Annotated in this window: 18 protein-coding genes; 10 read left to right on the top strand and 8 right to left on the bottom strand. The window is 67.8% G+C overall.

Annotation, left to right across the window (positions count from 1 at the left end; all coding sequences use genetic code 11):
• Nucleotides 1-12 precede the first annotated feature (12 nt).
• From BMX07_RS12455 to BMX07_RS12445, 3 genes are all read right to left on the bottom strand, one after another.
• Entirely contained in the window at nt 13-1,305 is a 1,293-nt protein-coding gene (locus tag BMX07_RS12455; RefSeq protein WP_090618208.1) for an MFS transporter, read from the bottom strand.
• A 42-nt stretch (nt 1,306-1,347) separates the two neighbouring features.
• A complete protein-coding gene (locus BMX07_RS12450) occupies nt 1,348-2,928 on the bottom strand; it encodes a class I adenylate-forming enzyme family protein (protein ID WP_090618207.1) in 1,581 nt (526 codons plus the stop codon).
• A gap of 141 nt (nt 2,929-3,069) precedes the next feature.
• Nucleotides 3,070-3,840, bottom strand: coding sequence for an SDR family NAD(P)-dependent oxidoreductase (locus tag BMX07_RS12445; RefSeq protein WP_090618206.1), 771 nt, complete (start codon nt 3,838-3,840; stop codon nt 3,070-3,072).
• Nucleotides 3,841-4,245: 405 nt separating this feature from the next.
• Here BMX07_RS12445 and BMX07_RS12440 point away from each other — a divergent pair, with 405 nt between their 5' ends.
• A complete protein-coding gene (locus tag BMX07_RS12440) occupies nt 4,246-5,253 on the top strand; it encodes an FAS1-like dehydratase domain-containing protein (protein WP_090618205.1) in 1,008 nt (335 codons plus the stop codon).
• A 78-nt stretch (nt 5,254-5,331) separates the two neighbouring features.
• On the opposite strand, the gene BMX07_RS12435 is transcribed toward BMX07_RS12440, so the two are convergent.
• Together BMX07_RS12435 and BMX07_RS12430 are read right to left on the bottom strand one after the other, a co-directional pair.
• The gene (locus BMX07_RS12435; RefSeq protein ID WP_090618204.1) at nt 5,332-5,763 is read right to left on the bottom strand and encodes a Zn-ribbon domain-containing OB-fold protein; all 432 of its coding nucleotides are present in this window, start codon (nt 5,761-5,763) and stop codon (nt 5,332-5,334) included.
• Entirely contained in the window at nt 5,760-6,908 is a 1,149-nt protein-coding gene (locus BMX07_RS12430; protein WP_090618203.1) for an acetyl-CoA acetyltransferase, read from the bottom strand. The genes BMX07_RS12435 and BMX07_RS12430 overlap by 4 nt, the downstream gene beginning before the upstream one ends.
• Nucleotides 6,909-7,155: 247 nt before the next feature.
• Between BMX07_RS12430 and BMX07_RS12425 the strand changes: the two genes are divergently transcribed.
• From BMX07_RS12425 to BMX07_RS12415, 3 genes are all read left to right on the top strand, one after another.
• Nucleotides 7,156-8,730 carry a class I adenylate-forming enzyme family protein gene (locus tag BMX07_RS12425; RefSeq protein ID WP_090618202.1) on the top strand — a complete coding sequence of 525 codons (1,575 nt, stop codon included), beginning with the start codon at nt 7,156-7,158 and terminating at the stop codon, nt 8,728-8,730.
• A gap of 3 nt (nt 8,731-8,733) precedes the next feature.
• Nucleotides 8,734-9,672, top strand: coding sequence for a D-2-hydroxyacid dehydrogenase (locus tag BMX07_RS12420; protein ID WP_090618201.1), 939 nt, complete (start codon nt 8,734-8,736; stop codon nt 9,670-9,672).
• A gap of 64 nt (nt 9,673-9,736) precedes the next feature.
• The gene (locus tag BMX07_RS12415) at nt 9,737-10,726 is read left to right on the top strand and encodes a TIGR03617 family F420-dependent LLM class oxidoreductase (protein WP_090618200.1); all 990 of its coding nucleotides are present in this window, start codon (nt 9,737-9,739) and stop codon (nt 10,724-10,726) included.
• On the opposite strand, the gene BMX07_RS12410 is transcribed toward BMX07_RS12415, so the two are convergent.
• Both BMX07_RS12410 and BMX07_RS12405 read right to left on the bottom strand, forming a co-directional pair.
• Entirely contained in the window at nt 10,699-11,685 is a 987-nt protein-coding gene (locus BMX07_RS12410) for an MBL fold metallo-hydrolase (protein WP_090618199.1), read from the bottom strand. The two genes, BMX07_RS12415 and BMX07_RS12410, sit on opposite strands and share 28 nt — an antisense overlap.
• Nucleotides 11,686-11,694: 9 nt before the next feature.
• Nucleotides 11,695-12,891 (bottom strand): acyl-CoA dehydrogenase family protein, encoded by a 1,197-nt coding sequence (locus BMX07_RS12405; protein WP_090618198.1) that lies wholly within the window; start codon nt 12,889-12,891, stop codon nt 11,695-11,697.
• A gap of 195 nt (nt 12,892-13,086) precedes the next feature.
• On the opposite strand from BMX07_RS12405, the gene BMX07_RS12400 reads away from it, so the two are divergent.
• The 3 genes from BMX07_RS12400 (at nt 13,087) to BMX07_RS12390 (ending at nt 16,382) form a co-directional block, all read left to right on the top strand.
• On the top strand, nt 13,087-13,860 hold the full coding sequence (locus BMX07_RS12400) for an IclR family transcriptional regulator (protein ID WP_090618197.1): 774 nt from the start codon (nt 13,087-13,089) through the stop codon (nt 13,858-13,860).
• An 862-nt stretch (nt 13,861-14,722) separates the two neighbouring features.
• Nucleotides 14,723-15,484 carry an SDR family NAD(P)-dependent oxidoreductase gene (locus BMX07_RS12395; protein WP_090618196.1) on the top strand — a complete coding sequence of 254 codons (762 nt, stop codon included), beginning with the start codon at nt 14,723-14,725 and terminating at the stop codon, nt 15,482-15,484.
• A gap of 121 nt (nt 15,485-15,605) precedes the next feature.
• The gene (locus BMX07_RS12390; protein WP_217643683.1) at nt 15,606-16,382 is read left to right on the top strand and encodes an SDR family NAD(P)-dependent oxidoreductase; all 777 of its coding nucleotides are present in this window, start codon (nt 15,606-15,608) and stop codon (nt 16,380-16,382) included.
• 30 nt (nt 16,383-16,412) lie between these two features.
• Here the strand turns inward: BMX07_RS12390 and BMX07_RS12385 are convergent, their stop codons facing one another.
• Nucleotides 16,413-17,384, bottom strand: a complete 972-nt coding sequence (locus BMX07_RS12385) for a succinylglutamate desuccinylase/aspartoacylase family protein (RefSeq protein WP_090618195.1) — start codon at nt 17,382-17,384, stop codon at nt 16,413-16,415.
• Nucleotides 17,385-17,529: 145 nt separating this feature from the next.
• On the opposite strand from BMX07_RS12385, the gene BMX07_RS12380 reads away from it, so the two are divergent.
• From BMX07_RS12380 to BMX07_RS12370, 3 genes are all read left to right on the top strand, one after another.
• Nucleotides 17,530-18,048 carry a peptidylprolyl isomerase gene (locus tag BMX07_RS12380; RefSeq protein WP_090618194.1) on the top strand — a complete coding sequence of 173 codons (519 nt, stop codon included), beginning with the start codon at nt 17,530-17,532 and terminating at the stop codon, nt 18,046-18,048.
• A 164-nt stretch (nt 18,049-18,212) separates the two neighbouring features.
• A complete protein-coding gene (locus tag BMX07_RS12375) occupies nt 18,213-18,842 on the top strand; it encodes a peptidylprolyl isomerase (RefSeq protein ID WP_090618193.1) in 630 nt (209 codons plus the stop codon).
• A 100-nt stretch (nt 18,843-18,942) separates the two neighbouring features.
• Nucleotides 18,943-22,023, top strand: a complete 3,081-nt coding sequence (locus BMX07_RS12370; RefSeq protein WP_090618192.1) for a PAS domain-containing protein — start codon at nt 18,943-18,945, stop codon at nt 22,021-22,023.
• Nucleotides 22,024-22,052 lie beyond the last annotated feature (29 nt).

The following is a 22,052-nucleotide window of genomic DNA, read 5'->3' as shown; positions in this document are numbered from 1 at the left end:
ACCCGGTCGCTCTCAATCCGCCTTCACACCCGCCCTCGAGACCTCGGGATTCCGCAACAGCGGGAGCGAGACGATCGTCAGACAACTCAACACGAGCGCGGCACAGATGACGTACGTCAACCGGTAGCCGAACCAGAGATCGACCGCGGGAATCGCGATCAGCGGCCCGAGACTGAGTCCGACGTCGCCCATCACCTGGTAGACGCCGCCCATTCGGCCGAGTTCGTCGCCGGGCGTGAGATCGCCCATGATCGCGAGCAGCGCCGGTGCGGCCGCGCCCATGCCGCCGCCGACGAGCACGATCGCCCCCAGTAGCGCCTCGATCGTCGGCACGTAGGCGATGACCAGAAAGCCCACGCCCATCGACAGGAACGCGGGGATCGTCAGCAGCGTCCGGTCGCTGACCATGTCCGACACCCACCCGGTGACGATCGTCATCGATCCCGAGGTGAGCACGCCCAGCCCCATCACGATACCGCTGATACCCGCCGCACCGAGCGCGGAGAGCTCGAGCCCGTACTCGCTCGCGTAGCGGGCGAGCGTCGAGAGGATGATGCCGCCCCAGAGGAATCGGAGGGTGAAGTTCCCGTACCCGATCAGGACGACGGTCGGGTTGCCGGCGAGCAGCGACGGCACCTCCCGGAGCTTCGCGGCGCGGCCCTCCGCACCGCCGTGAACGTCGGGCAAGACGAGCGTCGCGACGGTGCCGGCGATCAGCGCGAGCAGGCCCGCGGTGAGAAACGCCGTCTGCATGCTGGCGAGATCGGTCAACACGCCGCCGACGACGAGGCCGGTCGGGAAGCCGAGCGACTGTCCGCCGCGCATGTAGCCGACCCACCGGCCGCGGTTGTCGGCCGTCGTGACGTACGTGATCGTCGCGAACGCGCCGATGAACACGAACGCGCTGCCGACGCCCCAGAACAGCCGCGCCAGGACGAAGACGACCCCCGGCAGCGACACGTCGCCGAGCACCGGCACCGTTCCGAGGTGGGTCGACGGCGTGTTGAGGCCGACGATGTACCCGAACGGGGCCAGCGCCTGCGTGAACAGCCCGAAGATCATCGGTTTCCGCGCGCCGATCTGGTCGATGATCGTCCCGGCCGGCGTGTTCATAAACAGCCGCGCGATCCGATTGGCCGAGAGGATCAGGCTCAGCATGACCGCACTGATCACGAGTCGCTCGTCGAGCAGCGGGAGCGTCGGAAAGGCCACGCCCGTCGCTACGCCGCCGAAGAAGACGCCGGCGATGACCGCGAGCGCGATCGTCCTGATCTCCGCCGTGGCGTACGTCGCCTCCTCAGACATGGGTGCGGGACGCGTCTGCTCGAGCGGTCGCGGATGGACGGGTCACGATTCGATCCCGCGTTCCGCCAGAATCTCCTCGCGCAGTGCCGTCTTGCGGATCTTCCCGCTGCCGGTCTTGGGGAGGTCGCGTCGGATCTCGACGATCCGCGGGTGTTTGTACGGGGCGAGTTCGCCGAGGACGTACGCCTCGACGTCGTCTTCGGACAGGTCCGCACCGTCCCGCGGGGTGATCGCGGCGGCGACCGTCTCGCCGCGTCGGTCGTCCGGCACGCCGAAGACCGCCGCCTCGTGGACGTCCGGATGTTCGTACAGCAGGTTCTCCACCTCGCGCGGGTAGACGTTGTAGCCCGCGGTCAGGATCATCTCCTTCTCGCGTCCCTTGATGTAGTAGTAGTTGTCCGCGTCCCGCGTTCCGATGTCGCCGGTCCGGAAGTAGCCGTCCTCGGTGAAGACCTCGTCGTTCGCCGCGGGGTTCTCGTAGTAGCCCTTCATCACCTGCGAGCCGGCGACGAGGATCTCGCCCTCCTCGCCGGGACCGACCTCGGTGCCGTCCTCGTCGACGATCTTCGACCGCGTGTGACCGACCGGCTGGCCGACGCTCCCGGGCCGCTTTCCGAGCGACGACCACCGGATCGTGTGCGTCGTCGCGGTCGTTTCGGTCAGGCCGTACCCCTCCGAGAGCGGCACGTCGAACGCCTCCTCGAACTGCTCCTGGGTCGGTTTCGGGAGCTTGTCCCCGCCCTGCCCCGCCTTGACCAGCGTCGACAGGTCGTACTCGTCCGGGTCGTGGGCCTCGAGCAGATCGACGAACATCGCGGCGACGCCGGTAAAGGCCGGCACGTCGTGCTCGTCGAGTGTTCGAAGCACTCGTTCCGGGTCCCACTGATCGGGGCGGAGCAGGTGCAGCGTCCGGCCGGCACACAGCGACGCCATCATCTGGATCATCCCCGTGATGTGGTACATCGGCAGGACGATGAGCGCGTCGCCCTCGATCGGGCCGGCGCTGTAACTCGAGACGCTCTGTGCGATCTGGACCCGGAAGTTGCGGTGGGTCAGCAGGACGCCCTTGGGCTTGCCCGTCGTCCCCGAGGTGTAGGGCTGGAGGAGCACGTCGTCGTCGCCCCGCTCGGCGATCGCCGCGTCGGCGTCGCCGGCACCGAGCGCTGCCAGGGACGGGTGGTCGTCGCTCGCCGTCGCGCTGACGACCGCCGTCTCGAGATCGGCGACGGCCTCGCGCACGTGCTCGTCGGCGTCGCCTTCGACCAGCACCGCGTCGGCGTCGGCGTGATCGAGCTGGTACGCGATCTCCCGACGCCGGTATTCGGGGTTCAGCGGGCTCGCGATCACGCCGGCGCGACAGCAGGCCCAGATCGCGACACAGAATGGGATCCCGTTCGGGATGTAGACGCCGACCCGATCGCCCGCCTCGAGGCCGAGTTCTCGGAGACCGTTCGCGAACCGAGCGACGCGATCGCCGAACTCGCGATAGGTGATCGTCTCGCCGGCGTGTTCGACGGCGACCGTGTCGGGGTATTCCGCGACCGCTCGATCGAGCAGGTTGGCGACGTTGCCGTCGTACGGCGGCTCCAAGAGGGTCTCCGCGGATACGATATCGAGCTCCATGTTGCCCGTGGTTCGTCGTTCGACCTGAAAAGGATACGGGTACTGGTAACACCGTTCGTATTCCGCACCGTCCTGCGCTCGAGCGCGGGACGGGCGGGTCCGGCCCCGAGACGGACTCGTTCCAGCGACCCCGAGACGGTGCTACTCGAGTCGCGGCACGCCCTTGATCGTGACCGTCTCGCCGACCATGTACGAGGAGGCGGGGCTGGCGAGAAACTGCGCGAGGTCGGCGACCTCCTCGGGTTTGCCGATGGTGCGGTCCGGGGTGGTTCGGGCGATTTCGTCCGCGTCGTCCTCGACGCCCATCTGGGTGCGGACGCCCTCGGTGGCGACGAGCCCGGGCGCGATACAGTTGACCCAGATGCCGTCCTCGGCCCAGTCGGGCGCGACGGAGGTCGTGAAGTTGACGACGCCGGCCTTGGCCGCGCCGTAGTGGCTCATCGTCTTCGAGCCCCGGGTGCCCGCGACGCTGGCGAAGTTGACGATCCGGCCGCCGCCGTTGTCGCGCATGTACTCGACTGCGATCTGCGAGCAGTGGAACGTGCCGTGGAGGTTGATGTCGACGATCGTCTTCCAGCCGTTCTCGCTGATCTCGGACGGCGGGGCCTGGAAGCTCGCCCCCGCGTTGTTGATCAGAATGTCGAGCCCGCCGAACGCGTCGACTGTCTCGTCGACGAGCCGTCGGACGGCCTCGCGGTCGGTCACGTCGCACTCGATCGCGATCGCCTCGCCCGGCCGATCGCTCTCGTTGATGGCGTCGGCGACCGGTTCCACGTTCTCGAGTTCGCGAGACGAGACGACGACGTTCGCGCCGTCCTCGGCGAACCGCTCGACGATCGTCTTCCCGATGCCGCTCGAGGACCCGGTGACGATCGCCGTCTGGCCGTCGACGCCGAACTGCGCGGTCGTCATCGGTGCACCCCCGCGAGCGCGGCGCGTTCTACTGCCCGTACTCCCGAACCGAGCGTGATATTCACTGCCATTCGCGTCTACGGGTTCATCGACCGCCGGTATAAGCTATTCGACCACCTGCGCCGCGGTGGCGCGCACTGGGTGCGTGGCGAGCGAGAGAGCGAACGGAGCAGTCGGCGGCGGGGCGGCCGCCCCCGTGCCGGTGTGAGCGGGACGCTCGTCGACGGCGCGGGCCGCCGTCACACAGCGCAGCGTCGGTCCACCGTCCGAACCGCGAGGGGTACTGTTATGTCAGTCGTACGCAAACCGTGGTGGCAATGAGACGCGGACAGCACGGACGCGGAACGCGACGCAGCGCAACCGACCGACCGGCGGCGACCAGCGACTTCACCGCGGAGGGACGCAATGCCGAATAAGCCCCTCGAGGCGCTCGAGGCGATGGTCGGCGACTCGCGAGTCACCGTCGAGGAGTTCCGGATCGAGCCGGGCAAGGTCGAGGAGTTCGCGCGAGCGATCACCGCCGAGGACCCGGTCTTCCGCGACGAGACGGCGGCCGCCGAACGGGGCCACGATCGCGTCCCCGCGCCGCTGACCTACAGCCAGGTCGGCCGGTTCCCGCGGTACACGCCCGCCGACGTCGACGGTAAGGGGTTCGACCTCGGGTTTCAACCCGAGTACGTCCTCCACGGCGAACAGGCCCACGAGTACGAGCGCCCGATCTACGTCGGCGACGTGCTCGAGGGGACGACCACCCTCGCGGACGTCTTCCAGCGCGAGGGCCCCCGCGCGGGGACGATGACCTTCGCCGTCCTCGAGACGGAGTACCGGGCCCAGAACGGCGAACTCGTGCTGACCGACCGGGCGACGGCGATCGAAACGGAGGGGGCGGTCGACGACGACACCGGGGACGACGCCTCGAGCGAGACCGCCGAGACAGCGACGAACGGCGGGGCCGCCGCGGCCGAGTCGGAAGCGCCGCCGGCGACCGTCGGCGAGTTCGACCGCGTCCGCGACGCCGCCGACCTCGCGGTCGGCGACGCCGGCCCCACCGCAGTCGTCGACGACCTCGAGCGCAAGCAGTTCGTCAAGTACGCCGGGGCCAGCGGCGACTTCAATCCGATCCACTACGACGAGCCCTACGCCACGGCCGCGGGCAACGAGAGCGTCTTCGGGCAGGGGATGTTCACCGCCGGGATCACCTCCCGCGTCGTCGCCAACTGGTTCGACCTGCGGGACGTCGCCTCGTTCGGCGTTCGATTCCAGTCACGGGTCTTCCCCGGCGACACCGTCGTCGCGACCGGCGAGGTCGTCGAGATCGACGAGGACGCGAGAACGGTCGAAACGGAACTCGAGGCGCGGACGACTGCGGGTGAAACGCTGCTCACCGGGACGGCGACGGCCGCCCTCGAGTGAACGCGGCGCGACGCCGTTACGCGGGGACGAACACCGGGACGGCGACGGCCGCCCTCGAGTGAACGCGGCGCGACGCCGTTACGCGGGGACGAACACCGGGACGGCGGCCTCGTCGGAGACCTGCCAGAATGTGACCTCGACCGACGCACCGATCTCGAGGCGCTCGGGGTCGGCGTCGATCAGTGCGAGCAGCCGTGGCCCCTCGGCCAGCTCGATCACGCCGACGACGTAAGGCGTCCGATCGGCGAATCCCGGCTCGCCCGGGACGTGGCAGACGGTGTAGGTGTAAATCGTCCCGACGCCCTCGCTGGCCTCGAACGGCGGGTCCTCGGCCCCGCACCCGGTGCAGACCGCTCGGGGGTACAGCTGCCGGTTGCCGCAGTCACACGCCTGGTAGCGGAGGATTCCCTCGAGCGTCGCCGCCCAGAACGGGACCGTCGCGCCGGTGGGGACCGGAACGGGTCCGTTCCACTCCTCGCGGCGGTCCTCGACCCGCGCCGGCTCGCTCATGCTTCCCTCCGGAGCACGACGGTGCTACTCGAGGACAGCAGGCCGCCGGTGCCGTGGGCGACCGCGACCTCGGCGTCGTCGACCTGGCGCTCGCCCGTGTAGTCGCCCCGGAGCTGACGGACGGCCTCGATGAGAACGAAGACCCCGAAGTGGCCGGGGTGGCAGTACGAGAGCCCGCCGCCCTGCGTGTTCATCGGCAGCTCGCCGCCGGGGGCGGTCGTACCGCCTTCGACGAACGCACCGCCCTCGCCCGTCTCGCAGAAGCCCAGATCCTCGAGGGTGACCAGTGCGGTGTAGGTAAACGAGTCGTATATCTGGGCGACGTCGACGTCCTCGTGGGTAATCCCCGCTTGCTCGAACGCTTTCGGCCCCGTCACCGCCGCGCCGGTGGTGGTCATGTCCGGCATCTCGCTGATGTCCTGACGGTGGGTGCTCGTCGAGGCGACGCCCGCGACGGCGACCTCGGGAACGCCGAGTTCCCGCGCTTTCTCCGCGGAGACGAGGACCACCGCGCCGCCGCCGTCCGAGACCAAACAGCAGTCCAGCAGGTTGAACGGCTCGGCGATCCGCCGGGACTCGAGGACGTCGTCGACCGTAATCAGGTCTTGGTGGGCCGCCTTCGGATTCATCGACGCCCACTCGCGGGTCGAGACGGCGATCTCCGCGAGCTGTTCCTCGGTCGTGCCGTACTCGTGCATGTGTCGGCGGGCGGCCATCGCGTACGCCCCCGGCGGCCGGAACAGCCCCGTCGGACGGACGAAGCCGTCGATCGGGTGCGTCTCCTCGAGCGATCGGTCCCGATCGGGGCCCGTCTTGCGCGTCGAGCCGTAGGCGACGACGACCACGTCTGCCTCGCCGCGGGCCATCGCGTCGCCGACGTGACCGCAGAACTGTTCGAACGACGAGCCGCCGATCTCGGTGCCCTCGAGAAACGAGGGCTCGTCCAGGTCGAGGTACTCGGCGAGCACCAGCGCCGGCATGTAATCGTCGCCGCCCGCGACCGCGACGCCGTCGACGTCCGCGAGGGAACAGCCGGCGTCCTCGAGGGCACGGACGGTCGCGATGGCCGCGTTGTCGAGCCAGTTCCGGTCGGGCGTCTCGCCGAGATCGCTCTCGCCGACGCCCGCACAGATCGGTTCAGCCACGCGTATCCCTCCGTTCGGAAGATCGTCCCATGCTCACCCGGTATCCCGACCGGACGCAAATAGTTTGTGGGAAGGGGTGACATATCGGGCGTCTCGCGGCGGCACCGCGGACTCGGACGCCGCGGGAACGGACTCGAGTAGCCGTCCCGTCGCGACGGATCGGCGGCGACTGCTGCCCCGAACACCGACGCCGTCCACCTGTCGACCGGGGAGTACTATTTTATACCACTCCATGATATCATGGGCCATGGATTTAGCAACCGTTACCGAGCGTGCGAGGGACGGGAACGTCGCGCAGTTACACGACGAGACGGTCCGGCACCACGGCGACGCGCAGGCGATCGAGTATCACGGGCGGACGCTGACCCACGAGGAACTGCAGGCCGAGAGTTCCCGGTTCGCCGGCGGGCTGACCGAGCTCGGGATCGAGCCCGGCGACGTCCTTCTGCAGTATCTGCCGAACTGCCCGCCGTACCTGATCGGCGCGCTCGGGGCGTTCAAGGCCGGTGCGATCGTCTCGCCGGTCAATCCCCAGTACCGCAAGCGGGAGCTGACCTACCAGCTCGAGGACACCGAGGCGGCGGCGGTGCTCACCCACGAGGCGCTGGAACCGTACCTCGAGGCGGCGCTCGCCGAGATCGAGCGGGACCCGGTCGTCATCTCGGTCGGCACCGACGCCGACGACGTCCGCGCCTTCGACGAGGTTCGCGGCGAGGAGACGTTCGTCGAGCGGGCCGACGACGACGTGGCGCTGCTGCCGTACACCTCGGGGACGACGGGCAAACCCAAGGGCGTCCAGCTGACCCACCGCAACTTCCGCGCCCAGACGTTCGCCGTCATCTCGCAGGAGCACGCGCTCGAGGACGACGCCGTCCGGAGCCTCGTCTGGCTCCCGCTGTACCACATCACCGGCTTCACCCACACCGCGTGGCAGCCGCTGATCCGCGGCGGGAGCGTCTACCTCCGCAGCGCGGCCAACTGGGACGGCGACGCCGCCATGGAACTGATCGAAGCGGCGGGGATCACCCACTACGTCGGCGTCACCGCGATGTACGTCGACATGATCAACAGCGACTCGTTCGGCGACTACGACCTCACCAGCCTCGAGTCGGCCGGCGAGGGCGGCGCGAAGCTGTCCGTCGCGGTCCAGGAGGAGTTCGAGGAGACCGCGGGCGTCGAGATGAGCGAAGGATACGGTCTCACCGAGACGAACGGCGCGACCCACTCCCAGAGCGGCTCGACGTTCGGGCTGCGCCACGGGACGATCGGCCAGCCGACCCGGATGACCGAGGCCAAGATCGTCGATTCGAGCGGTGAGACGGTCGACGTCGGCGAGGAGGGGGAGCTCCTCGTTCGCGGGCCACAGGTGATGACGGGCTATCACGGGATGCCCGAGGCCACCGAGCGGGCCTTCACCGAGGACGGCTGGTTCCGCACCGGCGACATCGCCCGCCGGGACGCGGACAACTACTACGAGATCGTCGACCGGAAGAAGCACATGATCAACTCGGCCGGCTACAACATCTACCCCAGCGAACTCGAGGAGTTGCTGGCCGAACACGAGGCCGTCGCCGAGGGCGCGGTCGTGGGCATCCCGGACGAGCGGCGCAACGAGGTCCCGAAGGCCTACGTCGTCACGCGGCCGGGTGTCGAACCCGGCGTCGACGTCACCGCCGAGGAGATCAGGGAGTTCTTCCTCGACAACGTCGCCTCCTACAAACACCCCCGCGAGGTCGAGTTCATCGACGAACTCCCGCGGACGACCTCCGGCAAGATCCAGAAGTACAAGCTCGAAGGCCGCGAGGAGTCGGCGGGCGAATAGATCGTGCGGGTCCTCGTCACACCCCACGTTCTCGGCGGCGGCGGGCCGATCCTCGCCGACGAGATCCGCGACCGGCGTCCCGGGATCGACCTCGAGCACGTCGAGAGCGAGGACGAACTGCGCGAGGCCGTCGGCGACGCGACGGCCCTCCTCACCCACCGGCTTCCGAGCGAGGTGCTCGCGGCGGCCGACGACCTCGAGTGGGTACAGGCGCTCAGTGCGGGCACCGACGACTACGATCGCGAGGCGCTGGCCGACCGCGACGTCGCGCTGACGAACGTCTCGGGCATCCACGCGAAGCCGATCGGCCAACAGGTGCTCGGCTACCTGCTGCACTTCGAGCGACGGTTCGACCGGGCAGTGACCCAGCAACACCGCCGGGAGTGGGACCGATACGCGGGCGGCGAACTCGGCGATCGAACGGTCGGAATCGTCGGCGTCGGCGCGATCGGTTCCCAGGTCGCCGACTACTGCCGATCCTTCGAGGCTCGCGTCATCGGAACCAAACGCGACCCGACCGACGCACCGGAACACGTCGACGAAATATACGGGCCGGACGGACTCGAGACCGTCCTGGCCGAGAGCGACTATCTCGTGCTCGCCTGTCCGCTGACCGACGAGACTCGACATCTGATCGACGCCGACGCCCTCGCGGAGGCGGCCGACGACGCCGTGCTCGTCAACGTCGCCCGCGGCGAAATCGTCGACCAGCCCGCGCTCGTCGACGCGCTCCAGGCCGACGCCCTCGGCGGCGCTGCGCTGGACGTCTTCGAGACGGAACCGCTCCCCGAGGAGTCGCCGTTGTGGGACCGCGACGACGTGCTCGTGACGCCGCACATGGCCGGGAGCACGCCCCACTACTGGGAGCGCTGTGCCGACGTCTTCGTACGAAACTACGAGCGGTTTCGCGAGGGCCGCGACCTCGAGAATCGCGTCGTTTGAGGTGGTCGCTCGCGGCCCGGCGATCCGTCCATAGATTGAAGGGTTGTCCCGTCGACCAGCACGTATGTCAGACCTTCGCATCGACGCGATGGTACCGGGGCTGTCGACCGACTCGGGCGACGCGGCCGCCCGCGCCGAGGAACTCGGATTCGACGGCGTCTGGACGCCCGAGACGGACAACGACGCCTTCCTCCCGCATCCGCTGATCGCGGACCGGACCGACGAGATCCGGCAGGGAACGCGCATCGCGCTCTCCTTTACTCGCAGTCCGATGGCGCTGGCCTACACCGCCTGGGACCTCGCGCGGTACACCGACGGCCGGTTCGTACTCGGACTCGGGACGCAGGTCAAGGGCCACAACGAGCGCCGGTTCAGCGTGGACTGGGCGTCGCCGGGGCCGCGGCTGCGCGAGGTCGTCGAGTCGCTCCGGCACATCTTCGACGCGTTCCAGGGGGAGACCGAACTCGACTATCAGGGGGATCACTACTCGTTTTCGCTCATGACCGAGACGTTCGATCCGGGACCGATCGACCACCCCGACATCCCGATCTACATCGCGGGCGTCAACGAGTACAACATCCGGCTCGCGGGCGAGCGCTGCGACGGGCTGGCGATGCACCCGTTCAACACGCCCGAATACACCGACGAGGTGATCGCCCCGACCGTTTCGGAGGGTGCCGACCGCGAGGACCGCTCGCTCGAGGACGTGGCCCTCTCCGCGAGCCCGTTCGTCGTCACGGGTGAGAGCGAGGCGGAGCGCGACCGGTCTCGAGCGGCGGTCCGCCGCCGCATCGCCTTCTACGGCAGCACTCGCACGTACCACGACGTGCTCGACCACCACGGCTGGCGCTCCGTCGGCGAGGAGTTACACGAACTCTCGAAAGCGCAGCGCTGGGACGACATGGCCGACCTGATCACCGACGAGATGGTGGCGACGTTCGCGATCGAAGCGCCGCCCGAGGAACTGCTCGCGCGGGCCGAAGCCGTCTACGGCGGCATCGCGGACCGCGTCGTCCTCCCACTCGATCACGGCGAGGCCTTTCTGAACGCGTAGTAACGGACACCGTCGCGACACTCGTACTCGACTCTCTCTCGGTCCTCGAGCGTGCCGAGCGCGCCGAGCGTATCGAGTAGCTGCGCCGGATAGCGGACCTCGCCGGCGCGGTGGCGGGTGAGTTCCATCGGCGTCGCCGGGCCGATGGCCGTCACCGCCTCAAGCGTCTCTCCCGTCAGGGTCTCGAGCGCCGACCGGGTGGTCTCGATCGCCTCCTCGTAGTTGGTGAAGACCGGGCCGTGACCGGGGAAGACGCGGTCGATGGGTCGTCCGTCGAACCGATCCAGCGAACGGTGGAACGCCTCGACGGCGTCGTACGCCCCGTAATCGATGCCGACGTGGATCGCGCCGGGTCGAAACGGTTCGATGAGCGCGTCGCCGCTGAACAGGGTGCGCTCGCCGTTCAGGTCCGTCGCCAGGCTCGCGTGGTGTATCTGGTGGCCGGGCGTGTGAATCGGGTCGAACTCGCGGTCCGCGACCGCGAACGGCTCGCCGAACTCGAACGGAACGGCCGCCTCGGGCGCGAGCAGCCGGCGGTTTCGCTCGAGGGACGACCGGGCTCGTTCGACCTCGCGGTCGATCGCTTCCCCGCGATACCCCGCGGAGCGCCCGATCTCGCGGACCCCTTCGGCGAGGTCCGCGGGGTCGCGCTCGAGTTGCTCGAGCACCGGGCGCGGGGCGTAGACCGTCGCGCCGGCCTCGCGCAGGAACGGGACCTGGCCGATGTGGTCGCTGTGGGGATGCGTGACGACGACGGCCTCGACGTCGCCGGGTTCGTACCCCTTCGTGGCCAGTCCGTCGCGGATCGTCGCTTCGGCGCGGTCCTGCGGATCGCCGGCGTCGATCAGGATCGGCGCGGGCGTTTCGATCAGGTACGCCGCGGCGTGTTTCGGCGGCCACTCGATGTCGAAGTCGAGCCGCGAGACGTCGCTCGATTCGCGCTGCGTCGGATCGTCCATCGTGTCCGCTCAGATGAGTTCCCGGGCGATCGTTCGCTTCTGGATCTCGTCGGTGCCCTCGAAGATGCGGAAGACGCGCGCCGAGCGGTAGTTTCGCTCGATGGGAAGGTCCTTCATGAAGCCGGCACCGCCGTGGACCTGCATCGCGACGTCGGCCGCGTCGTTGGCCAGTTTCGCGCCGCGGAGCTTCGCCATCGACTCCTCCTTGCGTGCCCGCTCGCCGTTGTCCATCTTCCAGGCGGCGTAGCGGTAGAGCTGACGGACCTGCTCGAGGTCCGTCGCGAGTTCGGCCAGCTGGAACGACACCCCCTGTCGGTGGCCGATCGGCTTGCCGAACGTCTCCCGATCGCGGGCGTACTCGACCGACAGGTCGAGCAGGTACTGGGCGGTTCCCACCGCACCGGCGGCGATGTTGATCCGGCCGCCGCCGATCCAGTCCATCGCGGACTGGAACCCCCTGTCGACCTCGCCCAGCACCTGCTCCTCGCCGACGCGACAGTCGTCGAAGTGGAGTTCGGAGTGCGTGCCGGGCGTCATTCCCATCGCGCGGTGGATCGTCCCGACCTCGAAGCCGGGCGTCTCCTTGTCCACGAGGAAGCACGTGATCCCCTCGAGGTCGCCGTCCTCGCCGCTCGTCCGCGCGAAGACCATGGCGAAGTCCGCGTAGGGACCGTTCGTGATGTAGACCTTCTGTCCGTTGATGACCCACTCGTCGCCGTCTTTCTCCGCTCTGGTGTCCATGTGGTGGGCGTCGCTGCCGTGGCCCGGCTCGGTCAACGCGAAGCAGGTCGTGATCTCGCCGTCCATCAGCGGCTCGAGGTACTCCTCGCGCTGCCGGTCGTCACACGACAGCAGGATGGGCGTCGGCCCGCCGGCACCGCCGAAGATCGCGCTGTGGAACCCGGGCGGCCGGTTCGACATGTGTTCGCCGACGATCGCGCGAGTGAGGATATCGACGTCACCGCCGCCGACCTCTTCCGGCATCGTCATCCCGTAGAAGCCCGCTTCGACCGATTTCTGGCGGATCTGCTCGACGATATTGCGATACTCCGGAACCTGCCGGTGCTCGTCGTCGACGATGTGTTTCTCGTAGTCCGCGCCGAGGAACTGATCGTACTCGTTCTCGAGGGGCGCGACCTCCTGATCGATGAAGTCGTCGAGGGCCTTCTTGATCTGCACCGCTTCGGACGGTTCGCTGAAGTCCATAACCAATGTCACGTAACGGACCACATAAGCGTTACCGTGGTACAGACTTTCAATCGGTTCGACACCCCCCGGCGATCCCGTATCGAGCGAATTCGCCGGCGAACCCGGTCGACTCCGAATCCGACCGATTTTTTCGGTCGAAACGGGCGTTCAGCAGAGCGGAACAGTTTTACTCCGGATCGTTGAATGTGAGATATGACAACGTCAGACACGAACGGGGGAAATCGGGTGGCTGCAGTGGTCAAAACCCTGGACGTGCTCGAGGCACTGTGGCAGGCCGAGGGTGCCGGGGTAACGGAACTCACCGAACGGACCGACCTCGCGAAGAGCACGGTCCACGCCCACCTGACGACGCTTCGCTCGAAGGGGTACGTGGTCCAGGAGGGGGACGAATACCGGCTGAGTCTCCGGTTTCTCTCCTTCGGCGAGCACGTCAAACACGCCGAGCCGCTGTACGCAGCGTCCGACGCGCCCATCGCCGAACTCTCCGCGGACGTCGGCGAACGAGTGCTCTGTTCGACACACCAGAACGGGCTCGGAACGATCATCAACGTCAGCGAGGGGACCCGATCGTTCACGAGCGACGTCGACGTCGGAACGCACACCTACCTCCACAACTCGGCCGGCGGAAAGGCCATGCTCGCGCATTTCTCGACGGAGCGAGTCGACGAGATCATCGCGGAGTGGGGGCTCCCCGCGTTCACGGACGAGACGATCACCGACCGAGACGCCCTTCTCGACGAACTCGACGCGATCCGCGAGGAGGGCGTCGCGTACAACCGCGGGGAGTACCTCCCCGGAATCAGTGCGATCGCCGCACCGATTCTGGACACCGACGGAACCGTCTACGGCGCGGTCACCGTCGCCGGCCCCCACCATCGGCTCGAGAACGAGTGGGAGGAACACGACCTCCGGACCCAGTTGCTGTCGACGGCCAACACGATCGAAGTGAACGTGATGTTCTCTTAGCCGTTCAGCCAGACTGAACGGGGGCCGCGAGGGGCCGGACGGTTCCGACGCACGGGGACACCGGACGAATCCGATCGATCCCCGCCCCGACTCGTCTTACAACCATATGTCCGTAATCCTAACGCGCGTCGCGGACCGACGTCGACCGCGTCTCGCGGAGCGAAAGGCGAACCGACCGGGACGGCAACCGACCGAGCGACCGATTCGCACTGGCTGCTGTTCACCGAGGTCACCGAACCCGATCCGCGTGATGTATCTAAAGTGGTATTTTTTGTATACCCTAATAAAGCAGATATGTAGTCGAACCCGGTATTGACAGATTCCGTGGTACCGCCGTCGAGAATCTCGAGGTTCGGGAGCGAGCTGAAACCGGGGACTGGCCGCAGCGGGAATTGGACGGAGGAACCGCACCGAAACCACGTCGAAATCACCGACGACGGGTGGGGAGATACCGCTGGCCATCCATAGAACGTCCTGCTCTGCTTCTGGGCCGTGTCCACCGGGAGTGGGTTCGACGCGACAGTTCGGGAGACGACCTCGAGTCCGGTCGATTGTCGTTCCGCAGCGACGGTTCGTCGGCCGAACGGACGAGGCGACGACTCCCACCCGAGGACGAACGCAGCTCATCCATCATCCCAATTACCTATTATCTGAACATATCTGTATATTTAGGACATGGGGATGCGATCGCTGGCCACTCGAGATTCGGGAGAGGACGGAGGCGGTCGAAACCAGAACGGGAGCCGGAGCGCGAGGGCGAAGTTACCACTGTTCAGTCCGGCCGGCGATTTCGTAAACAGCACCGCAAACGAGACGATAAATAATGAACGAATTTATGTAGGTCGCGACCGATGACGGATCTATGCGACTCGAGAACGAGACGGTAGTGATCACGGGTGCGGCGTCGGGAATCGGGCGGGCGACCGCCGAGCGCTGCGCCGAAGCGGGAGCGCGCGTTATCGTCACCGACGTCGACACCGAGGGCGGCCGGGCGGTCGCCGAGACCATCGAGGAATCCGGCGGCGAGGCCGCGTTCCACGAACTCGACGTTACCGACAGCGACCAGTTCCACGCGGTCGTCGACGCGGTCGCCGACGACCACGGCCTGGACGTGATGGTCAACAACGCCGGCACCGGCCACCCCGGCGGCAGCCTGGAGGAACTGGACGACGAGATCCGGGACTTCGTCATCGACATCAACATCAAGGGCGTCTGGAACGGCTGTCACGCCGCCCTCCCGCACATGAAAGAGCAGGGGTCGGGCGCGATCGTCAACGTTGGCTCGCTGGCGAGCCTCCTCGGCCTCCCCAAGCAGGCCGCCTACTCGACGACCAAGGCCGCCGTCTTGAACATGACCCGGACCATCGCCGCCGAAGCGGGCCCCTACGGCGTCCGCGCCAACGCCGTCTGTCCCGGCTTCACCGATACGCAGATGCTCGAGGGTTTCCTCGAGCAACAGGACGACCCCGAGGCGGCACGGGAGGAGATGGCGGCGGAGTACCCGCTCAAACGGCTTGGCGAACCCGAGGAGATCGCGAACGCGATCCTGTTCCTCGCGAGCGACGAGTCCTCGTTCGTCAGCGGCCACGGGCTGGTCGTCGACGGCGGGTTCTCGACCTGCTGATCGCGGGTTCACGACTCGACGCGGCGAGAACCGACGGTCGAGCGAGCGCGACCGATCCGTCCACCGTCGTGTCGACGATCCCGAACGAAGGTTTTTGCCGCGAACCGGTCATGCAGAGGACGTGACTCACGATAGCACGGCGATCGTCACGGGTGGCGGTGGCGGAATCGGACGACAGATCTGCCTCGAGTTGGCCAGTCGCGACTGCGATATCGTCATCGCGGATATCGACGACGCGGGGATGGACGAGACGGCGGAACTGGTCGAGGCCGAGGGGCAGGTCGGTCGGCCGCTGCACACCGACCTCAGTGACGTAGCCACCATCGAGTCGACAGTCGACGCAGCCGTCGAGGAGTTCGAGACGATCGACGTGCTGGTGAACAACGCGGGGATCGCCGGGCCGACGGCACCCTGTGAGGACGTCGAGACCGACGACTGGGACGCGACGATGGCGGTCAACCTGACCGGGCCGTTCGCGATGTGTCGGTCGGTACTGCCGCACATGAAAGCCGACGGCTACGGTCGAATCGTCAACGTCGCATCTGTCACCGGCAAGCGCCCGCTCGCCAACCGAACACCGTATGCGACGTCGAAAATGGGATTGATCGGCTTCACCCGTACGCTCGCCGCTGAAGTGGGCGCACACGATATCAACGTCAACGCGATCTGCCCAGGGTCGGTCGACGGGCCGCGTATCCAGCGCGTCTTCGAGCGGCAGGCCGAGGCGACGGACCGGACGTCCGAGGCGGTACGCGGCGATGCACAGGCGGACAGTCCCCGGGGCGAACTCGTCCAGCGCGAGGACGTCGCCGGACTCGTCGGGTTCCTCTGTTCGGATCGGGCGGACCGGATCACCGGGCAGGACATCAACGTCTCGGCCGGCAAGGTGATGTACTGACCACCGCGGGACGACGCGCGAATGCAGTAGTTACGGCTCGCGAACCTCCGCGACGCTCGCGAGCTGGTCACCCGCGGTTACGGTCGCTTCGCGCGTGAGCGCGTAGAGGAGCCCGTGTCGGTCCGCACGCGCCTCGTGCAGCGGTTCGTAACTGGTCGGATGGTAGACCGTCCCGATCGGCGTCCCCGCCGTAATCGAGTCGCCGACCTCGAGGGACGGGCTCGGCCGAAAGAGCCCGGAGTCGTCGGCGGTGACCTGCCCGAGGTGGTTTCTGGCGACGGTCTGGTCGCGCTCGGGGACGTCGCCGGGGAGCAACTCGAGGTACCGGCACACGTCGAGTAGTCCCTCGACGCCGTCCGCGACGACGTCCTCGAGGATCTGTTTGTTGTGGGCGAGTTCGGGCGTGATCGACGGGACCTCCGCTTCGGCGGCGGCGACGCGAAGCTTGCCCGCGAACCCGCGTCGGTGCCACTCGTCGGGGGCGTCCTCGTCGGCTCGTTCGGACAGCAGGAGCTCGCTACCGAAGGCTTCGGCGAGACGGCGAGAGCGGGTGTCGTCCTCGCGGTAGACGACGTGGGGCAGCATATCGGGACTGCCGGTGTGGAGGTCGACGAGGGCGTCGGCCGCCGTGACCGACTCCCAGAGGCGAGCGGCCATGCGCTGGTGGAGGGTGCCGTCGCTGTCGCCCGGCCAGATCCGGTTCATGTTGGGATTGACGCTGTCGAGTTGCTCCGGCGTCGTGTAGGAGACGCGATCGAACGTCAGCGGGTTCGCGACGGGAACGGCGATCACCGTTCCGGAAAGCGACTCGAGCGGCAGGCGTTCGTGGAACCGCCGGAGGACCTCGGTGCCGTTGATCTCGCGGCCGTGCTGGGCCGCCTGCACGTACAGCGTCGGTCCCAGCTCGTCGCCGCGATAGGTGTGGACCGTCGTCGTCAGTTCCACACCCGACGGCAGCCGTGCGAGCGTCACCTGTTCTGCCGTGTGCGTGCCCTCGCTCATGCACCCTCGTTCCACGTCCGTCGGTATGTACCTGCGGCCGGCTACCGATGTTCGACGCCGTCACACTCGGTACCGGGGCGAGCAGCGCCACCGCTCGCGGCGCGAGACCACTACCGTTTTCACGCGTCCGGTCGTTCCGGCGGATATGGGAGACGTTACTGCGACCCTGCACACGAACCGTGGCGACATCGATGTCGAACTCTACGACGACCGCGCACCGCGGACCGTCGACAACTTCGTCGGGTTGGCCACGGGCGGCAAGACCTGGACCGACCCCGAAACCGGCGAGGAGGTCGAGGGCGAGCCGCTGTACGACGACGTCGCCTTTCACCGCGTCATCGAGGACTTCATGATCCAGGGCGGCGACCCGACCGAGACCGGTCGCGGCGGCCCCGGCTACCAGTTCGACGACGAGTTCCACGACGAACTGCGCCACGACGACGAGGGCATCCTGAGCATGGCCAACTCCGGCCCCGACACCAACGGCTCACAGTTCTTCATCACGCTCGCGCCCCAGCCCCACCTCGACGACCGCCACGCCGTCTTCGGGAAAGTTACCGACGGGATGGACGTCGTCCACGAAATCGGTAGCGTCGAGACCGACGCCAACGATCAGCCGAACGAGGACATCGTCCTCGAATCGGTCTCCGTCGACTACGAGTAATCGTCGGCCGGCCGGACCCCGACGGGGTCACGGGCTGTTTCTCGGCGGTTCTCGCTCGAGCGGCGTGATCGGTCACCGTTTACCGACGAGAAACCCGATATCGTTATTTCGACGCCGGACGCAAGGACGGTATCACCCGCTATCGACGGACGCTACTGGCTGGAATCGGCACCGGTTTCGGACTCCTTCTCGCCGGCTGCACGAGCGACGGCTCGGACGGGACGGCGGAAAGCGCGGAGTCCGACGCAAGCAGTTCGGCTACGGCCGGGGCTGCGAACGAACGGACGACGGCGACACTCCACACGAGCGAGGGCGACGTCGAGGTCGAACTCTACGACGACCGCGCGCCGCGGACCGTCGACAACTTCGTCGGGTTGGCCACGGGCGAGCAAACGTGGATCGATCCCGAAACCGGCGAGGCGGTCGAGGGCGAGCCGCTGTACGACGACGTCGCCTTTCACCGCGTCATCGAGGACTTCATGATCCAGACCGGGGACCCGACGGGCACCGGTCGCGGCGGCCCCGGCTATCGGTTCGACGACGAGTTCCACGACGAACTGCGCCACGACGACGAGGGCATCCTGAGCATGGCCAACTCCGGCCCCGACACCAACGGCTCGCAGTTTTTCGTCACGCTCGCACCCCAGCCCCACCTCGACGACCGCCACGCCGTCTTCGGAACCGTCACCGACGGAATGGCGGTCGTCCGCGAGATCGGCAGCGTCGAAACCGACGCCAGCGACCGACCGACGGAAGCCGTCGTCCTCGAGTCGGTCTCCATCGACGACGAGTAGCGACGAGCAGCGACGAGCAGCGATCGGTCGGCGACGGCTGGCGGATCGGTGCCGCGACCGACCGAGACGTTTTATCGACGGCGCTACTAGCTGCCGCCGAATGGGAGCGTCTTCGCCTACCGATGCCGATCTCCACGCACGACTCCGCCGACAGGAGGTCGTCACCGAACTCAGCCAACGGGCGCTGACAACCACCGATCTCGATCAACTCTGTGACGACGCGACGACGGCCGTCGCCGAAACGCTGGACACCGAGTACTGCGCCGTCATCGAGCGAGCAACGGACGAGAACGACGGGGTGTTCAGAGCGGGTGTCGGCTGTACGGAAGAGCGTATCGGGAACACGACCGCACCGGTGGGCCGCGACTCGCAATCCAGGACGCCCCATCGCGACGGGGAGCCGATCGTCGTCGACGACCTGCGGGCCGACGATCGGATCGTCGGCCCCGCGTCCCGCACCGACCTCGAGCTCGTCAGCGGCGTCAGCGTCCCCGTCGAGACGAGCGACGAGCCGTGGGGCGTCCTCGAGACGTACGCGACCGATCGGCGAACGATTACCGAGGCCGACGTCGACTTCGTTCGGCGCGTCACGGACGTCATCGCCGCGGCCGTCGAGGGCGAGCGGCAACGCGCCGCGATCGAGGAGGTGTACGGCCGCATCTCGGACGCGTTCTTCGCGCTCGACGAGGAGTGGCGGTTCACCTACATGAACGATCGAGCACACGAGCTGATCAACCCCGAGGCACGGACGCTGGTCGGCGAGCGCATCTGGGACGTGTTTCCCGCGGCGGCCGAGCAAAAGTTCAAACCGGAGTACGAACGGGCGATACACCATCAGGAGACCGTCTCCTTCGAGGCGTACTACCCCGAACCGCTCGACGCGTGGTTCGAGGTCCGCGCCTATCCCTCGGAAACGGGGCTGTCGGTCTACTTTCGCGACGTAACCGAACGCAAACAGCGCGAGCGGGACCTCGAGGTGTCCGAGCACCGCTACCGGACGCTGGTGGAACACTTCCCGAACGGAGCCGTCACGCTCGTCGACGACGACCTGCACTATCGGACGGTGGGCGGGAGCCCCCTCGAGGACGCCAATGCGACGACCGCGGACCTCGAGGGCGAACCGGTCCGGGAGGCCCTCCCGCCGTCGCTAGCGGACCCGCTCGTCCCCCGCTACGAGGCCGCGCTCGCGGGCGAGACCAGCTCGTTCGAACTGACGAGCGGGGACCGCGTCTACGACGTCCGAATCGTTCCGGTCCGCGACGACGATGGCGAGGTGTTCGCCGCGCTGGGGATGTCCCAGGACATCACCGAGCAGACGGAACGCGAGCGCGAACTTCGCAACGCGAAGTCCCAGCTCGAGGCGGCGACGGAGGCCGGCGCCGTCGGGACCTGGGAGTGGGACGTTCGAGACGACGAGATGGTCGTCGGTCCGTCGTTCGCCAGGACGTTCGGGGTGGACCCCGACGCGGCTCGAGCGGGGGTCTCGCTCGATCGCTTCGTCGACGCTATCCACGAGGACGACCGCGAGCGCGTCGTCGACGAGATCGAGGCCGCGGTCGACGCCTGTCGCGAGTACGAGGCGGAGTATCGCGTCCGGAACGCCGACGGCGAAATCCGGTGGGTCGTCGCGCGCGGTCGCGTCGAGTGCGACGGCGACGGGGAGCCGATCACGTTCCCGGGGGCGCTCACCGACATCACGGAGCGCAAACGGGCCGAACTGGAGCGCCGACGGAGCGCGGAACAGCTGCAGACGCTGTTCGAGATCCTCCCGGTCGGCGTCGTGGTCGCCGACGCCGACGGACGGCTGGTCGAGGCGAACGATACGGCCACCGAGATCTGGGGCGGTGACGTGTTCGACGCCGATTCCGTCGCGGAGTCCGAGCGGTATCCGATTCGACGGGCCGGCTCGGGCGATCCAGTCGGTCCGGACGAGACGATGCTAGCCCGCGTGCTGGACGGCGAGGAACTCACGGAACCGAACGTCTTCGAGATCGAAGCCGCCGACGGCGAACGGCGGATCGTCAGCGCGAAGGGGATGCCGGTACGCGACGCCGACGGCGACGTGATCCGGGGCGTCGTTACCCTCACCGATATCACCGAGCGCCGCGAATCGCAGCGACGGCTCGCCGAGAGCGAGCGCCGGTACCGAACGCTCGTCGAGAACTTCCCCGAGGGTGCAGTGGGACTGTTCGACGAGACCCTGGAGTACACGGCCGTCGGCGGGCAGCTACTCGACGAAGTCGGCGTGGCCACGGAAGACCGAGTCGGAAACCGCATCGGCGACGTCCTCCCGGACGAGCTGGCCGACGAGATCGAGCCGTACTTCCACGCCGCGCTCGAGGGGGAGACGAACGCCTTCGAACTCGAGCGGTACAACCGTCACCTGCACGCCCACACGCTGCCGGTTCGAAACGGCGACGACGAGATCTTCGCCGGCATGGTCGTCGTCCAGGACGTCACGGAGCGCCGGGAGTACCAGCGCAAGCTCGAGGCGTCCAACGAGCGCCTCGAACAGTTCGCCTACGCGGCCTCCCACGACCTGCAAGAGCCCCTGCGGATGGTCACCAGCTACCTCCAGCTGCTCGAGCGGCGGTACGGCGACGCCTTCGACGAGGACGGACGGGAGTTCCTCACGTTCGCCGTCGACGGCGCGGAACGCATGCGCGAGATGATCGACGGCCTCCTCGAGTACTCCCGCGTCGAAACGCGGGGCGAGCCGTTCGAACCCGTGGACCTCGAGGCCGTCTTCGAGGCCGTCCGCGAGGACCTCCAGCTCCAGCTCGAGGAGACCGACGCCGAACTCACGGTCGAGGACCTCCCACGCGTCGAGGGCGACGCGAGCCAGCTCCGACAGGTGCTCCAGAACCTGCTGTCGAACGCGATCACCTACAGCGGCGACGAGCCGCCGCGAGTTCACGTCGGGGCCGAGCGACGGGGCGACGAGTGGACGATCTCGGTTCGCGACGAGGGGATCGGGATCGATCCCGACGATCAAGACCGGGTGTTCACCATCTTCGACCGGCTCCACAGCCGCGAGAAGTACGAGGGGACGGGCATCGGCCTCGCGCTCTGCGAGCGCATCGTCGAACGCCACGGCGGCGATATCTGGGTCGACTCCGAGCCCGGCGAGGGGGCGACGTTCACCGTCACGCTGCCCGACTCCCACGACGGTGAGCGGTGATCGCGCGTCGAGCCAGCAGCGGTCCTTTA

The sequence above is a fragment of the Natrinema salaciae genome (assembly GCF_900110865.1).
Lineage (GTDB): Archaea > Halobacteriota > Halobacteria > Halobacteriales > Natrialbaceae > Natrinema > Natrinema salaciae.
Note: the sequence above shows the minus strand (reverse complement) of the source record. Positions and strands in the feature narration are given on the sequence as shown.

Coding starts and splice junctions, on each gene's coding strand:
- BMX07_RS12435 (WP_090618204.1), bottom strand. CDS start 5,763: ATGAGCGAGCCGGCGCGGGTCGAGGACCGCCGCGAGGAGTGGAACGGA.
- BMX07_RS12440 (WP_090618205.1), top strand. CDS start 4,246: ATGCCGAATAAGCCCCTCGAGGCGCTCGAGGCGATGGTCGGCGACTCG.
- BMX07_RS12425 (WP_090618202.1), top strand. CDS start 7,156: ATGGATTTAGCAACCGTTACCGAGCGTGCGAGGGACGGGAACGTCGCG.
- BMX07_RS12455 (WP_090618208.1), bottom strand. CDS start 1,305: ATGTCTGAGGAGGCGACGTACGCCACGGCGGAGATCAGGACGATCGCG.
- BMX07_RS12395 (WP_090618196.1), top strand. CDS start 14,723: ATGCGACTCGAGAACGAGACGGTAGTGATCACGGGTGCGGCGTCGGGA.
- BMX07_RS12385 (WP_090618195.1), bottom strand. CDS start 17,384: ATGAGCGAGGGCACGCACACGGCAGAACAGGTGACGCTCGCACGGCTG.
- BMX07_RS12450 (WP_090618207.1), bottom strand. CDS start 2,928: ATGGAGCTCGATATCGTATCCGCGGAGACCCTCTTGGAGCCGCCGTAC.
- BMX07_RS12415 (WP_090618200.1), top strand. CDS start 9,737: ATGTCAGACCTTCGCATCGACGCGATGGTACCGGGGCTGTCGACCGAC.
- BMX07_RS12400 (WP_090618197.1), top strand. CDS start 13,087: ATGACAACGTCAGACACGAACGGGGGAAATCGGGTGGCTGCAGTGGTC.
- BMX07_RS12445 (WP_090618206.1), bottom strand. CDS start 3,840: ATGACGACCGCGCAGTTCGGCGTCGACGGCCAGACGGCGATCGTCACC.
- BMX07_RS12380 (WP_090618194.1), top strand. CDS start 17,530: ATGGGAGACGTTACTGCGACCCTGCACACGAACCGTGGCGACATCGAT.
- BMX07_RS12370 (WP_090618192.1), top strand. CDS start 18,943: ATGGGAGCGTCTTCGCCTACCGATGCCGATCTCCACGCACGACTCCGC.
- BMX07_RS12405 (WP_090618198.1), bottom strand. CDS start 12,891: ATGGACTTCAGCGAACCGTCCGAAGCGGTGCAGATCAAGAAGGCCCTC.
- BMX07_RS12410 (WP_090618199.1), bottom strand. CDS start 11,685: ATGGACGATCCGACGCAGCGCGAATCGAGCGACGTCTCGCGGCTCGAC.